The organism is Sphaerisporangium sp. TRM90804 (assembly GCF_029846175.1).
In the GTDB taxonomy this organism is placed as follows: Bacteria; Actinomycetota; Actinomycetes; order Streptosporangiales; family Streptosporangiaceae; genus Sphaerisporangium.
In genome coordinates this window covers 14000-28176 of sequence record NZ_JARWAC010000001.1, presented here as the reverse complement: position 1 = coordinate 28176, position 14177 = coordinate 14000, and the positions used below count along the sequence as shown (strand labels likewise).

Genomic DNA, 14177 nt, shown 5'->3' with positions numbered 1-14177 from the left:
TTCGTCGGTGTTGCTTGGCAGTGCGGCGGTGATCAGCCGACCGGGCCGAAGATGTCGATACGGTCGCCCTCCGCCAGGCTCACGATGGCCCGCTTGGTGCTGGGCCGCTGGCCGTACCCGAAGCGGGTGCGCTTGCGCTTGCCGTGGCGGTTGATCGTGTTCACGCTGGTCACCTTGACGCCGAAGATCTGCTCGATCGCGATCTTCACCTGCGTCTTGTTGGCCGTCTTGCTCACCAAGAACGTGTATTTGTTGTGCTCATCGATCAGGCCGTAGCTCTTCTCGGAGACGATCGGCTTGAGGATGATGTCGCGCGGGTCGGCGATCTTCTGCATCAGGCTTCTTCCTTCCCGCTCACGCCCAGCCGCGCCACGACCTGGTCGTACGCCTCGCGGGTGAAGACCACGTCGTCGTAGCAGAGCACGTCGTAGGTGTTGAGCTGGCCGGCGTCCAGGAGGTGGACCTCCGGCGCGTTCCGCAGGCTCAGCCAGGACATCTCGTCGGCCTCGTCGAGGACGACGAGGACGCTCCGAGCCTTGGTGATGTTGCGCAGTGCCTGGATGGCCGCACGGGTCTTCGGGGTGTCCCCGTCGACCAGGCTGCTCACCACGTGCACCCGGCCGCCACCGGCCCGGTCGCTGAGGGCTCCGCGAAGCGCGGCGGCCTTCATCTTCTTGGGCGTCCGCTGGCTGTAGTCGCGCGGCTGCGGGCCGTGGACGACGCCGCCGCCGGTGAACTGCGGGGCGCGGGTCGAGCCCTGGCGGGCCCGGCCGGTGCCCTTCTGGCGGTACGGCTTCTTGCCGCCGCCGCTGACCTGACCGCGGGTCTTGGTCGCGTGCGTGCCCTGCCGGCGAGCGGCGAGCTGGGCGACCACGACCTGGTGGATCAGCGGGATGTTGACCTTGGCGCCGAAGACGGTCTCAGGAAGGTCGACGGTCCCGGTCTTCGCACCGGCTGCGTCGAGGACGTCGATCGTCGTGCTCACTTGGCAGCCTCCTTCTTGGTGGCGGTGCGGACGAGGACCAGGCTGCCGTTGGCGCCGGGGACGGCACCCTTGATGAGGATGATCCCCTTCTCGGCGTCCACGGCGTGGACCTTCAGGCTCTGGACGGTCGTGCGGACGTTGCCCATACGGCCGGCCATGCGAACGCCCTTGAAGACGCGGCCCGGCGTGGCGCAGCCGCCGATGGAGCCGGGCGAGCGGTGCTTGCGCTGGGTGCCGTGGGAGGCGCCCAGGCCCTTGAAGCCGTGGCGCTTCATGACACCCGCGAAGCCCTTGCCCTTGCTCTTGCCGGTCACGTCGACGTACTGACCGGCCTCGAAGGTGTCGGCCAGCACTTCCTGGCCGAGGGTGTACTCGGCGGCGTCCGTGGTCCTGATCTCGACGAAGTAGCGGCGCGGGGTGATGTCGTGCTTACGCAGGTAGTCACCCAGCGGCTTCTTCACCTTGCGCGGATCGACCTGCCCGTAGCCGAGCTGCACGGCCGAGTAGCCGTCCTTCTCTTCGCTGCGGACCCGGGTCACCACGCACGGACCGGCCTCGACGACGGTCACCGGAACCATCCGGTTGCCCTCGTCGAAGACCTGGGTCATGCCGAGCTTCTTGCCCAGGACGCCCTTGATCTGCTTAGCCATGTCAGTGCGTTCCCTCAGAGCTTGATCGAGATGTCGACGCCCGCCGGAAGGTCGAGCCGCATGAGCGAGTCGACGGTCTTGGGCGTCGGGTCGATGATGTCAATCAGCCGCTTGTGCGTGCGCATCTCGAAGTGCTCGCGGCTGTCCTTGTACTTGTGCGGCGAACGGATGACGCAGTACACGTTCTTCTCGGTCGGCAACGGCACCGGGCCCGCGACCTTGGCGCCAGTCCGCGTCACCGTCTCGACGATCTTCTTGGCCGAGCTGTCGATGACCTCGTGGTCATAGGCCTTAAGCCGGATGCGGATCTTCTGTCCCGCCATAATGGCCTCGGTGTCCTTCGCTGTCGTCCTGCAAAAGTTTCGTGCGGTCTCTGCCGCCTGGCGTGTGTCCCACCCGGAGCGCCCGTCGCATTCCGTGATCTTGCAGTCGTCTCGGTCCCCACGGCTCGAGACGGCTGCGAGATCACGGCCCTGAACGGGCTGGGAGCTCGCTGTGGGCTCCGGGGCCCGAAGGCCCCTCGTGGTGCGGCGGTCGGGCCCTTTCGCGGACCCGACCGCCGACCAGCGGTCGTGCTACTACTTGATGATCTTCGTGACCCGGCCCGCACCGACGGTGCGGCCACCCTCGCGGATGGCGAACTTGAGACCGTCCTCCATCGCGATGGGCTGGATGAGCTGGACGGTCATCTCGGTGTTGTCACCGGGCATGACCATCTCGGTGCCCTCGGGGAGGGTCACGACGCCCGTCACGTCCGTGGTGCGGAAGTAGAACTGCGGGCGGTAGTTGTTGAAGAACGGCGTGTGGCGGCCACCCTCGTCCTTCGACAGGATGTACACCTGCGCCTCGAACTCGGTGTGCGGGGTGGTCGTGCCCGGCTTGATGATGCACTGGCCGCGCTCGACGTCCTCACGCTTGATGCCGCGCAGGAGCAGACCGACGTTGTCGCCGGCCCGGCCCTCGTCAAGGAGCTTGCGGAACATCTCGACACCGGTGACGGTGGTCGTGGTGCTCTTCTCCTTGATGCCGATGATGTCGACGGTCTCGTTGACCTTGACGATGCCGCGCTCGATACGACCGGTCACGACGGTGCCGCGGCCGGTGATCGAGAAGACGTCCTCGATCGGCATCAGGAACGGCTTCTCGGTGTCACGAACGGGCTCGGGGACGTTGTCGTCCACGGCGTTCATGAGCTCGATGATCGAGTCGCCCCACTTCTCGTCGCCCTCAAGCGCCTTCAGCGCCGAGACGCGCACGACCGGCAGGTCGTCGCCCGGGAACTCCTGGGCGGAGAGCAGCTCGCGGACCTCGAGCTCGACGAGCTCCAGGATCTCCTCGTCGTCCACCATGTCGGCCTTGTTCAGGGCGACGACGATGTAGGGGACGCCGACCTGGCGGGCCAGGAGGACGTGCTCCTTGGTCTGCGGCATCGGACCGTCGGTGGCGGCGACCACGAGGATCGCGCCGTCCATCTGCGCCGCACCCGTGATCATGTTCTTCACGTAGTCGGCGTGACCGGGGCAGTCCACGTGGGCGTAGTGGCGCTTCTCGGTCTGGTACTCGACGTGGGCGATGGAGATGGTGATGCCGCGGGCCTTCTCCTCGGGCGCCTTGTCGATCTTGTCGAACGGGGTCGCCTCATTGAGGTGAGGGAAACGGTCGTGGAGCACCTTGGTGATCGCCGCGGTCAGAGTGGTCTTGCCGTGGTCGATGTGCCCAATGGTGCCGATGTTCACGTGCGGCTTGGTCCGCTCGAACTTGGCCTTGGCCACTGCTCTGTCTCCTTAGAGATTCTGACTTCACTTGCGTGTCTGACTCGGGCTCGGAGCCCGTTTACCCGGGACGGCGGTCGCCCACCGCCCACGGGCACGGGGCCGGTACCAAGGAGTACCGGGCCCCTGCGGCCCCGGCGCGGAGGGTGATCTCCGCCCCGGGCCATCGGACTCCGGGGCTATTCGCCCCGAGCCTTCGCGACGATCTCCTTGGCGATGCCCGGGGGCACCTCCGAATAGGAGCTGAACTGCATGCTGTAGACCGCCCGGCCCTGGGTCTTGCTTCGCAGGTCACCCACGTAGCCGAACATCTCTGACAGCGGGACGAGGGCGTTGATGACCTTCGCCCCGGTGCGGTCCTCCATCGCCTGGATCTGCCCGCGACGACCGTTGAGGTCGCCGATGACGTCACCCATGTAGTCCTCGGGCGTGGTGACCTCGACGGCCATCATCGGCTCCAGGATCACGGCGTCCGCACGGCGCGCGGCCTCCTTGAAGGCCATCGAACCGGCGATCTTGAAAGCCATTTCGGAGGAGTCGACCTCGTGGTAGGCGCCGTCCTTGAGGGTGACCTTGACGCCCACCATCGGATAGCCCGCCAGCACGCCGAACTCGGCGGCCTCCTGGGCGCCGGCGTCCACCGAGGGGATGTACTCCCGGGGGATGCGGCCGCCGCTGACCTTGTTCGAGAACTCGTAGCCGTCGTTGCCCTCGCCCAGCGGCTCCAGGTCGATGATCACGCGCGCGAACTGGCCGGAACCACCGGTCTGCTTCTTGTGCGTGTACTCGACCTTCTCCACCTTGCGGCGGATGGTCTCGCGGTAGGCGACCTGCGGGCGGCCGACGTTGGCCTCGACCTTGAACTCGCGGCGCATGCGGTCGACCAGGATCTCCAGGTGAAGCTCGCCCATGCCCCAGATGACCGTCTGACCGGTCTCCTCGTCGCGACGGACCTGGAAGGAGGGGTCCTCCTCGGCCAGCCGCTGGATGGCGGTGCCCAGCTTCTCCTGGTCGCCCTTGGTCTTGGGCTCGATGGCCACGTTGATGACCGGCGCCGGGAAGTTCATCGACTCCAGCACGACCGGGCTCGCCGGGTCGCTGAGGGTGTCACCGGTGGTGGTGTCCTTCAGGCCCATGACGGCGACGATCTGACCGGCTACCGCCGACGGACGCTCCTCGCGCTTGTTGGCGTGCATCTGGTAGATCTTGCCGATCCGCTCCTTCTTGCCCTTCACCGAGTTCACTACCGCGGTGCCGGTCTCGAGCGTGCCCGAGTAGATGCGGATGTAGGTCAGCTTGCCCAGGTGCTGGTCGCTCATGATCTTGAACGCCAGGGCGGCGAACGGCTCGCTCGGGTCGGCGTGGCGCTCGATGAGCTTCTCCTCGTCGCCGACCGCGTGCCCCTTGAAGGCGGGGATGTCGATCGGAGCGGGGAGGTAGGCCACGATCGCGTCGAGCAGGGGCTGGACGCCCTTGTTCTTGAACGCGGTGCCGCACAGGACCGGGTTGAGCGCGCTGGCCAGCGTCGCGCGGCGGATGGCCGCGACGAGCTGCTCCTCGGTGGGCTCGACGCCCTCCAGGTAGAGCTCCATGAGCTGGTCGTCGTTCTCGGAGACCGTCTCGATGAGCTTGTCGCGCCACTCGCGCGCCACCTCGGCGTGGTCGGCCGGGATGTCGACGGTGTCGTACATCTCGCCCTTGGCCGCCTCGGCGCTCCAGATCATGCCCTTCATCTTCACGAGGTCGATGACGCCCTTGAAGTCGGACTCCACGCCCCAGGGAAGCTGGATGACCAGCGGGGTGGCGCCCAGGCGGGACACGATCATGTCGACGCAGCGGTGGAACTCCGCGCCCACGCGGTCCATCTTGTTGACGAAGCAGATGCGCGGCACGCCGTAGCGGTCCGCCTGACGCCACACCGTCTCCGACTGCGGCTCGACGCCGGCCACGGCGTCGAAGACCGCCACCGCGCCGTCCAGGACGCGAAGCGAGCGCTCCACCTCGACGGTGAAGTCCACGTGACCCGGGGTGTCGATGATGTTGATCGTGTGGTCAAGCCACATGCAGGTGGTCGCGGCGGACGTGATCGTGATGCCGCGCTCCTGCTCCTGCTCCATCCAGTCCATCGTGGCAGCGCCCTCGTGGACTTCACCGATCTTGTAGTTGATGCCGGTGTAGAACAGGATGCGCTCGGTAGTGGTGGTCTTGCCCGCGTCGATGTGGGCCATGATCCCGATGTTGCGGACCTTGGCCAGGTCAAGAGCGGTCGATGTGGCCACTTCTCTCGCGTCCTCGTCGTCTCGTCGTCGCCGCCGGGATTACCAGCGGTAGTGGGCGAAGGCCTTGTTGGACTCGGCCATCTTGTGGGTGTCCTCACGCCGCTTCACGCTGGCGCCAAGACCGTTGCTGGCGTCGAGCAGCTCGTTCATCAGCCGCTCGGTCATGGTCTTCTCGCGGCGGGCGCGGGAGTACTGCACCAGCCAGCGGAGGGCCAGCGTGGTGCTGCGCGCCGCGCGCACCTCCACCGGCACCTGGTAGGTGGCGCCACCGACACGGCGGCTGCGCACCTCGAGGGTGGGCTTGACGTTGTCGAGCGCGCGCTTGAGGGTGACGACCGGGTCGTTGCCCGACTTGTCCTTGCAGCCCTCAAGGGCGTTGTAGACGATCGTCTGGGCGAGCGAACGCTTGCCGTTCAGAAGCACCTTGTTGATGAGCGCGGTGACCAGCGGCGAGCTGTACACCGGGTCGGCCATAAGCTGACGACGCCCAGCGGGACCCTTGCGCGGCATATCAGCTCTTCTCCTTCTTCGCGCCGTAACGGCTGCGGGCCTGCTTGCGGTTGCGGACACCCTGGGTGTCGAGCGCACCGCGCACGATCTTGTAGCGAACGCCCGGCAGGTCCTTAACACGACCGCCGCGAACGAGCACGATCGAGTGCTCCTGAAGGTTGTGGCCCACACCGGGGATGTAGGCGGTGACCTCGATGCCGCTGCTCAGCCGGACACGGGCCACCTTGCGCAGCGCCGAGTTCGGCTTCTTCGGGGTCGTGGTGTAAACACGCACGCAGTTGCCGCGGAGCTGGGGACTACCTTTTAGCGCCGGAGTCTTGGTCTTGGTGACCTTGTCCTGTCGGCCCTTTCGGACCAACTGCTGAATAGTGGGCACTACTTCTCCGTTCGCGTTCTGGCCGGTGGTACGTCGTCGGGCGAAGGCCCCCGGGCCGCAAGCGACCACGGGTTTTCCATCCCGCTGTGCATTTCGCAGGTTCTGCCGGTGTCTGACCTGCTGGTTTACCTCGCACTCCGACCCCCGCGTTCGGGCGTGTCGCGCTCGGATCACACTTTGCACCTGGTGAGATCGAGCTTGTGGAGGGACCCCCGCGGGGCGCCCCTCAAAAGAGGGCACACCCGCGAATGCCCACGAGACCGTGGGCACGAAGACCAAGGTTACCCAGCAGGCCACGGCTCGTCAAAACGACTACCCCGCGTGTCCCTCCGAGGCCGGTGAGCATAGGAGGCCGGGATCAGACGGCCGTTCGGGCCCGCCGGGGCCCGGCCGCGGGCCCCGCGCCGACCGGCGCGTGGAACCTCTGGCGACCCCGCCCGGCCACATCGGGCCGGGCTGCGGCTTGTCTCCGCAGGCGATCGCCAAACATATCACGGATTCGCCGCGTCCGGTGACTCCCTCGTCGTGTCGCCACCGTGTCCGGCGGCGCGGCTCACGCGCCGGGCGCGTCGTCCGACGGCAGCGCGCCGCGCTCCACGAGGTCGGCGACGTGGCGCAGGAACCCGCCGGCGACGTCTCCGTCGCACACCCGGTGGTCGAAGGTGAGGGAGAGCTGGGTGACGGCCCGGGGGCGCACGCCGCCGTCGACAACCCAGGGACGGTCCGTGAGACGTCCCATCCCCAGCATGGCGACCTCCGGGTGGTTGATGATCGGGGTGGAGCCGTCCACCCCGAACCCGCCGAAGTTGTTGACGGTGAAGGTGCCGCCGCTCACCCGGTAGCCGCCGCCCCCGGTGCGGGCGGACTCGACGACCCGGCGCACCCCGGCGACCAGCGCGTCCGGGCCGAGCGCCTGCGCAGCCGGCAGCACGGGGATCACCAGGCCCCGCTCCCCCTGCACGACCAGGCCGAGATTCACCTCCGCCGCCTCGACGATCTCCTGGCGCTCGGGGTCGACCCGGCCGTTCAGCACCGGGAAGCGGCGCAGGCCGTCCAGCGCGAACCAGGCGAGCAGGCCGAGGAGCCCGGGCCTCGCGGCGGCGGCGGCGCGCCGGCGGGCCGCGAGCAGGCCGGTGGCGTCGGCGTCGACCCACACCGTCACGTGGGGGATCTCCCGGCGACTGGTCTCGACCTTCCTGACCACCGCGCCGCGCGGCCCGTACAGGGGCGTGCGGCGCCCGCTCGCCGGCGGGGCGGCCGCCACGGCCGGAGCGGCCTCGACGGCCACGAGGGAGGGGCCGGACGGCCGGGTGGCGGTGCCGCCGGACGGGAGGGTGGCGGTGGCGGTGCCGTCGGGTAGCAGGGTCACCAGCGGCGCGCCGACCGCGACGGAGTCCCCGACCCCGCCGTGGAGGCGGGACACCAGGCCCCGGTGGGGGCTGGGCAGCTCCACGACGCTCTTGGCGGTCTCGACCTCCACCAGCGGGGCGTCCACCTCCACGAACTGGCCCTCGCTGACCAGCCAGCGGACGATCTCGGCCTCCACCAGGCCCTCGCCCAGGTCCGGCAGCAGGAACGGCTCACCGGCGGCCTCCGCCGGGCCGGGCGGCGGGAGGGCGGGGACGCCGGCGTCCCACTCGCCGTGCAGCTCCGCGAGCGCCGTGACGAGGCGCTCGACCGTGGGCAGGTGGAAGCGCTCCAGCCGGGGAGGGGGATAGGGGACGTCGAACCCGGTGACCCGGCGCACGGGGGCCTTGAGCCGCCCGAAGCAGCGTTCGGCGACCAGCGCCGCCAGTTCGGCGCCGACCCCGCAGAAGCCCTGCGCCTCGTGGACGACGAGCACGCGTCCGGTGCGGCGCGCGCTCTCGACCACGGTCTCCTCGTCCAGCGGCACCAGGGTGCGCAGGTCGATCACCTCGACGTCCCAGCCCCGGGCCGCCGCCTCCCGCGCCGCGGCGAGCGCGGTGCCGACCACGGCCCCGTAGGCGACGATCGTCGCGGTGGTGCCCCGGCGGCGGACCGCCGCACGGCCGAACGGCGACGGCTGCGGCGTGATCTGGCCGTGCTCGGACCAGTACAGCTTCTTGTGCTCCAGGAACACGACGGGGTCCTCGGAGGCGATCGCCGCGCGCAGCAGGGAGTACGCGTCGGCCGCGCACGAGGGCACGGCGATCTGCAGGCCCGGGGTGTGGGCGTAGTAGGCCTCTGAGGAGTCGCTGTGGTGCTCGACGGCCCCGATGCCGCCGCCGAACGGGATCCTGATCACCAGCGGGAGGCCCATCCGGCCGCGGGTCCTGGAGCGCCACTTGGCGACATGGCTGACGATCTGCTCGAACGCCGGGTAGGCGAACGCGTCGAACTGCAGCTCGACCACCGGGCGGTAGCCGTACATGGCCATGCCGATCGCGGTGCCGACGATGCCCGACTCCGCCAGCGGGGTGTCGAAGCACCGCTCGTCGCCGAACGCCGCGGCCAGGCCGTCGGTCACGCGGAACACGCCGCCGAGCGGGCCCACGTCCTCGCCGAAGACCACCACCCGCTCGTCCTCGGCCATGGCGTCACGCAGGGCGGCGTTGATCGCGCGGGCGACCGTCACGTCGGTCGGCATGGCTCTCCGTTCGGCGCGGGCGTGCGGGCTCGGGACAGCTCCTGCTCCAGCGCCGCGGCCTGGCGGCGCAGCCGGGGCGTGGGGGCGGAGAAGACGTGGGAGAACGGCTCGGCCGGCTCGGTGCCGGGCTCCTCGGCCAGGCTCCGCCGCAGGCCGGCGGCGAGCCGCTCGGCCTCCTCCCGCACGCGCGCGGCGAGGGGGTCGTCGAGGATCCCGCGTCCGCGCAGATGGGCCTGGAGCCGGGCGATCGGGTCGCGTCCGAGCCAGGGCTCCACCTCCTCGGGGGCGCGGTACCTGCCGGGGTCGTCGGTGTTGGTGTGCGGTCCCATGCGGTAGGTGAGGGCCTCGACCAGCCACGGCCCCTCCCCCCGCCGCGCCGACTCGACGGCGTCGGACACCGCGGAGGTCACCGCGAGGACGTCGTTGCCGTCGACCACGCGGGCGGGCATCCCGTAGCCGGCGCCCCGGTCGGCGATCCTCTTGGCGGCGGTCTGCCGTGACAGCGGCACGCTGATGGCGTACTGGTTGTTCTGGACGAGGAAGACCACGGGCGAGCGGAAGACCGCCGCGAAGTTGCACGCCTCGTGGAAGTCGCCCTCGCTGGTGGCGCCGTCGCCGAGCAGGGCGAGCGCCACCGTGTCGTCGCCGCGCAGGCGCGCGGCGTGGGCCAGGCCCGCGGCGTGCACCGCCTGGGTGGCCAGCGGGGTCGCCTGGGGGGCGACGCGGTGCGCGCGCGGGTCGTAGCCGCAGTGCCAGTCGCCCCTCATGAGGGTGAGGGTCTCCACCGGGTCCACGCCCCGGGTCAGCACCGCGACGCAGTCGCGGTAGGTCGGGAAGAGCCAGTCGGACGGGCGCAGCGCGGCGACCGCGCCGACCTGGCACGCCTCCTGCCCGAAGGAGGAGGGGTAGACCGTGAGCCTGCCCTGCTTGGCCAGGGCGGTGGCCTGCCGGTCGAACCGGCGGCCCAGCACCATGCGGCGGTGCAGGTCCAGGCACCGCTCGGCGGGCGGCGGCGCCTGGCCGGGATGGGCGAGCCCGCCTGCGGGATCGAGCACCCGGTGGACCCGGGGGTCGTCGTAGTCGACCGGGTCGACGTCGTCGATGGTGGCCTCGGCGGTCATCACAGCTCCTCGGGGGACGGCGTCGTCTCCCGCCCGGACGGCGACGGCCGCCCGGCCGCGCGGGCGACCGGCACGCCGCGGGCGGCGGGCACGCGCGGGCGTCCGGCCGGGCCCGGGCCGCGCACCGGCGCCGAGTAGGGGTCGAGGGTGTCGACGGGGTGGTACTCCACCTGGACGCGGGAGCCCACGCCCACCTCGTCGGCGGCCTCCAGCAGGACGTCCAGGGCGAGGTGGTCCTCCAGGGCGAACCCCGTGGAGTCGAAGACGGTGAGCCGGTCGCGCACGGCCAGCGCCAGCTCCGGCTCGGCGCACAGCTCGCCCAGGCTGGGCCCGATGACCCGGTTCCGGGCGGGGTCGCCGGCGAGCTGCTGGCACTCCCCCTCGCGGTGGGCCTGCTCGGGGTGGTCGGGGGTGACGAACGCCTCCAGCACGAGGCTCCTGGGCAGCTCGGTCTTGCCCACGAGGTCGGAGCCGACCGCGTTGACGTGCAGATGGGGGCGGTGGGCCCCGTGGGGCAGCACGGGCGCCCCGCCGACGGCCACCGACGTCACCGTGCTGATGACGTCGGCGCGGGCGAGGATCACCTCCGGGCGCGCCACCTCGGTCGGCAGGCCGAGGAAGGCCGTCCGGCCCGCCATGCTCGCCGCGTGCCGCGGGTCCACGTCCCACACCAGCACGCGTTCCACCGGGAACACCCGTGACAGGGCGTGCACCTGCGTCACCGCCTGGGCGCCGGCGCCGATCACTCCGACCACGGCGCTGTCCGGCGGCGCGAGCAGCCGTGACGCCACCGCCGAGGCGGCGCCGGTGCGCACAGCCGTGAGGACCACCCCGTCCGCCATCGCCACCAGCCGGCCCGTGGCGCAGTCATAGCGGGCCAGGTTGCTCAAGATGGTCGGCAGGCCGTAGCGCTGGGGGTTCACCGGGCTGTAGGCCACCGTCTTGATGGTGATGCTGTCACCCGGCACGTGGTGCGGCATCCATTCGAGGACCCCCGGCGTCGGGTAGTCGCGGTCGAAGCCGCCGCGCGTGGGGGAGGTCTCCCGTTTCTCCCGGCCCAGCTCGGCCAGCCCCTGGGCCAGCCGGGTGATGACGCGGTCCATGAGTTCGTGGCGTCCTATCACGCGGACGACCTGCTCGACGTCAGACGGGCTTATCAGTCGCGTGTCCATGCCTACCTCGCTGCGAGAGTCGTTGTGGGCTTTGATCGGCGCCGATGTCATGCGGACCTACGTGACCTGCCGATCCACATCCGCTCGAGGTTGCCGATCAGCTCGCGGCTGTAGAGCAGGCGCGACTGCTCCAGCGCGTATGAGGCCATGTACTCGCGGAACAGGTCGAGGGGCTCCTCGACGACCCGCATCATGCGCCGGTTGACGACCGCCGCGGGGCCGCGCAGCCGGGCGGCCGCGGCCTCGACCGTCGCGTCCATCTCGGAGTCGGCGACGACCTGGTCGCACAGGAGCTGCCCTTCGGGGCCGTCGGCGTCGATCCGGCGGTCGCCGAAGATCGCCTGCCGGGCGGGCCTGCTGCCGATCATGCGGTGCAGCCGGAACGCGGCGGCGCCGGGCACGATGCCCTCGCGCATGGCGGGCAGGCTGAAGTAGGCGTCCTTGGTGGCCACGACCCAGTCGAGCACCAGGGTGATCTGGGTTCCCCCGCCGATGGCGAAGGTGTCGACGGCGCCGATCCAGGGCTTCTCGTGACGCGGCGGGAACTGCGCCCGCGGCTCCTCGGGGCGGTCGAGCCCTCTGACGATCTTGTTGATGTAGCCCAGCTCCCTGCGCAGCAGGAAGTCCAGGAAGGAGATCCGCCCCTGGTAGAGGTGGGTGAGGTTGATGCCGGAGTTGAACACCCTGCGGCCGGCGTAGCGGGGGTGGGACATGGTGGCGCCGCGCAGCACGCCGACCTCGACGCCGTCGTCCAGCAGCGCGAGGTCGACCGCCGCCTCCAGGTCGCCGACCACGGCGTCGTCCTCGGCGTTGAGGAACCGCTCGTTGCGCACGGTGACGTGGCCGACGCCGCCGCGGCGCTCCAGCGTGACCGTGCCGAACTCGGCCTTACCGCTGCGGGCGAACTCGGCCGCCATGCCGGTGGCCTGGGGGGTCGGGCGGAGCATGGCGCGCATCAGGTGCCGCCCGGCGTCCGGCGCGGACAGCAGGCCCCAGAACAGGATGCCCTGGTCGAGCTCCCAGCCGTCCTTCTCGCCCTGCATCACCCGCCGGTCCCGCGCGATCTGCTCGCGGGTGGGCGTCAGCCCGGGGAAGAGCTCGGCGGCGGCGTAGGCGACGGCGTCCAGCCGGGGGTGGGCGCGCCGGCCGTCGGTGAGCTCGTCGTACACCCGCTCGGCGTGCGCGGCCATGAAGCGCATGCGCGTCGTCCGGCAGGACTCGTGGACGGCCTGCCTGCCCGCGCGGCCGGCCGCCGGGCCCGCCGGCAGGTCGGCGCCCGCGCGCAGGTGGGCGCTCGCCCGTGCCCAGTCCCGCCGGAAGTCCCCTGTCATCTCCGGGACGTCGCCGGTCCACCGGTCCGGCGCGGCCGTCCCCCGGGAGGGGGGAGAGCCGCGCGGCGGATCGAGGGCCTCCCGGCTCGCGTCTGTGTGTGCCAACGTTCCTGCCTTCCTCACGTGCCGTCTTAGGCGGCGTGGTGAACCGAGAGAGACGTTCCCTTGATCCCGAGCACGCCTGGTGTGGTGTGGAAGACGGGGTCAAGGCACTTGATCGTCGAGTAGCGGGTGAACAGCAGGTCCAGCGCGACCTTGGCCTCGATGCGGCCGAGCAGCGCGCCCAGGCAGTAGTGCACGCCGTGGCCCCAGCTCAGGTGGGGGTTGGGCGTGCGCCGGACGTCGAAGGACTCCGGGGAGGTGAACTGGGCGGGGTCGCGGTTGGCCGACATGATCCACGGCACCACCGCGATCCCAGGGGGGATAGGCGCGCCGTCCACGGTGGCCCCCGGCTTGACCAGCCGGTGGGCCAGCATCACCGGCGGCCGGTAGCGCAGCACCTCCTCCACCGCGCGGGGGATGAGCGAGCGGTCGGCGCGCAGCGCCGCCTCGGCCTCCGGCTCCTCCTCGAAGGTGAACAGGGCCGTGCCGAGCAGCACGGTGGAGCTGATCTGCCCGCCCATGAGGATCGCGGAGGCCATGCCGTAGGCCTCCATGTCGCTCAGCCGGTCCCCGTCGACCTCTGCCGCGAGCAGGCGGCTGATCAGGTCGTCGCGCGGCTGGGCGCGGCGGCGCGCCACCTGGTCGAGCATGTACTCCTGAAGGGCGCGCAGGTTGTCCACGACGACGTCGGCCACCTGCACGTCCGACAGGTCGCCGATGGGGTTGTCGAAGGAGTTGAACGCGTCCTCCATCCACCGCCGGAACATGGGCTGGTCCTCGAACGGGACGCCCAGCAACTCGGCCACCACCAGCGCGGGCAGCGGGTTGGACAGGGTGTCGACGAGATCGAACTCCTCCCGGTCCGCGACGGTGTCGAGCAGCCCCTCGGCGATCTGGCGTACACGGGGCTCCAGGGCGGCGATCTCCTTCTGCGGGAACGCCTGGTTCACCAGGGTGCGCAGCCGCCGGTGCGCGGGCGGGTCCACGGTGCCGAGGTTCACGTACTCCGGCATGTCCTCCTGGGGCGGTGCGAACTCGCTCCAGTCGGAGGAGAAGTGGGCGTGGTCGTACAGCACCGCCTTGGACTCGGCGTAGCCGAAGACGTGGTGGGCTCCGGTGCGCTCGTCGACCCAGACGGGGGCGCGCTCGCGCATGCCCTTCAGCCAGGACGCCAGCTTGGCGCCACCGTCCTCGGCACTCGGTATCTCTGCGCTGTCGAAGGTCAGGAACGGCATCGGGTCTGCTCCCATCGTGGACGGCGGGGCCCCTCG

Annotated in this window: 12 protein-coding genes and 2 pseudogenes; all 14 read right to left on the bottom strand. The window is 70.6% G+C overall.

The annotated features are described in order from the left end of the window. Positions 1-32: 32 nt before the first annotated feature. The 14 genes and pseudogenes from rplW to PYR91_RS00040 all read right to left on the bottom strand — a co-directional run bounded on the left by rplW (position 33) and on the right by PYR91_RS00040 (position 14141). Entirely contained in the window at positions 33-335 is a 303-nt protein-coding gene (rplW, locus tag PYR91_RS00105) for a 50S ribosomal protein L23 (RefSeq protein WP_279776761.1), read from the bottom strand. After that, positions 335-985: a 50S ribosomal protein L4 gene (rplD, locus tag PYR91_RS00100; protein WP_279776760.1), complete on the bottom strand. Its 651-nt coding sequence runs from the start codon at positions 983-985 to the stop codon at positions 335-337. The genes rplW and rplD overlap by 1 nt, the downstream gene beginning before the upstream one ends. Beyond that, positions 982-1635: a 50S ribosomal protein L3 gene (gene rplC, locus PYR91_RS00095; RefSeq protein ID WP_279776759.1), complete on the bottom strand. Its 654-nt coding sequence runs from the start codon at positions 1633-1635 to the stop codon at positions 982-984. The genes rplD and rplC overlap by 4 nt, the downstream gene beginning before the upstream one ends. A gap of 14 nt (positions 1636-1649) precedes the next feature. Continuing rightward, positions 1650-1958 carry a 30S ribosomal protein S10 gene (rpsJ, locus tag PYR91_RS00090; protein WP_012887830.1) on the bottom strand — a complete coding sequence of 103 codons (309 nt, stop codon included), beginning with the start codon at positions 1956-1958 and terminating at the stop codon, positions 1650-1652. 255 nt (positions 1959-2213) lie between these two features. Continuing rightward, positions 2214-3407 carry an elongation factor Tu gene (gene tuf / locus PYR91_RS00085; protein ID WP_184888245.1) on the bottom strand — a complete coding sequence of 398 codons (1194 nt, stop codon included), beginning with the start codon at positions 3405-3407 and terminating at the stop codon, positions 2214-2216. 179 nt (positions 3408-3586) lie between these two features. Further along, positions 3587-5686, bottom strand: coding sequence for an elongation factor G (gene fusA / locus PYR91_RS00080; RefSeq protein ID WP_279776757.1), 2100 nt, complete (start codon positions 5684-5686; stop codon positions 3587-3589). A gap of 39 nt (positions 5687-5725) precedes the next feature. Continuing rightward, the gene (rpsG, locus tag PYR91_RS00075) at positions 5726-6196 is read right to left on the bottom strand and encodes a 30S ribosomal protein S7 (protein ID WP_279776756.1); all 471 of its coding nucleotides are present in this window, start codon (positions 6194-6196) and stop codon (positions 5726-5728) included. 1 nt (position 6197) lies between these two features. Then, on the bottom strand, positions 6198-6572 hold the full coding sequence (rpsL, locus tag PYR91_RS00070; RefSeq protein ID WP_184608232.1) for a 30S ribosomal protein S12: 375 nt from the start codon (positions 6570-6572) through the stop codon (positions 6198-6200). Positions 6573-7125: 553 nt separating this feature from the next. Continuing rightward, positions 7126-8136 (bottom strand): annotated as a pseudogene (locus PYR91_RS00065) (dihydrolipoamide acetyltransferase family protein); the annotation flags it as partial. 66 nt (positions 8137-8202) lie between these two features. After that, positions 8203-9180, bottom strand: a pseudogene (locus tag PYR91_RS00060) (alpha-ketoacid dehydrogenase subunit beta); the annotation flags it as partial. After that, positions 9165-10301, bottom strand: coding sequence for a pyruvate dehydrogenase (acetyl-transferring) E1 component subunit alpha (gene pdhA / locus PYR91_RS00055; RefSeq protein WP_279776754.1), 1137 nt, complete (start codon positions 10299-10301; stop codon positions 9165-9167). The gene pdhA and the pseudogene PYR91_RS00060, both read right to left, overlap by 16 nt. Next, entirely contained in the window at positions 10301-11473 is a 1173-nt protein-coding gene (locus PYR91_RS00050) for a hypothetical protein (protein WP_279776753.1), read from the bottom strand. The genes pdhA and PYR91_RS00050 overlap by 1 nt, the downstream gene beginning before the upstream one ends. Before the next feature lie 47 nt (positions 11474-11520). Continuing rightward, positions 11521-12909, bottom strand: a complete 1389-nt coding sequence (locus tag PYR91_RS00045; protein WP_279776752.1) for an enoyl-CoA hydratase/isomerase family protein — start codon at positions 12907-12909, stop codon at positions 11521-11523. Between the two features lie 26 nt (positions 12910-12935). Further along, on the bottom strand, positions 12936-14141 hold the full coding sequence (locus tag PYR91_RS00040) for a cytochrome P450 (protein ID WP_279776751.1): 1206 nt from the start codon (positions 14139-14141) through the stop codon (positions 12936-12938). Between the last annotated feature and the right edge of the window lie 36 nt (positions 14142-14177).

Coding starts and splice junctions, on each gene's coding strand:
- rplW (WP_279776761.1), bottom strand. CDS start 335: ATGCAGAAGATCGCCGACCCGCGCGACATCATCCTCAAGCCGATCGTC.
- rplC (WP_279776759.1), bottom strand. CDS start 1,635: ATGGCTAAGCAGATCAAGGGCGTCCTGGGCAAGAAGCTCGGCATGACC.
- rpsJ (WP_012887830.1), bottom strand. CDS start 1,958: ATGGCGGGACAGAAGATCCGCATCCGGCTTAAGGCCTATGACCACGAG.
- rpsG (WP_279776756.1), bottom strand. CDS start 6,196: ATGCCGCGCAAGGGTCCCGCTGGGCGTCGTCAGCTTATGGCCGACCCG.
- pdhA (WP_279776754.1), bottom strand. CDS start 10,301: ATGACCGCCGAGGCCACCATCGACGACGTCGACCCGGTCGACTACGAC.
- PYR91_RS00050 (WP_279776753.1), bottom strand. CDS start 11,473: ATGGACACGCGACTGATAAGCCCGTCTGACGTCGAGCAGGTCGTCCGC.
- PYR91_RS00040 (WP_279776751.1), bottom strand. CDS start 14,141: ATGCCGTTCCTGACCTTCGACAGCGCAGAGATACCGAGTGCCGAGGAC.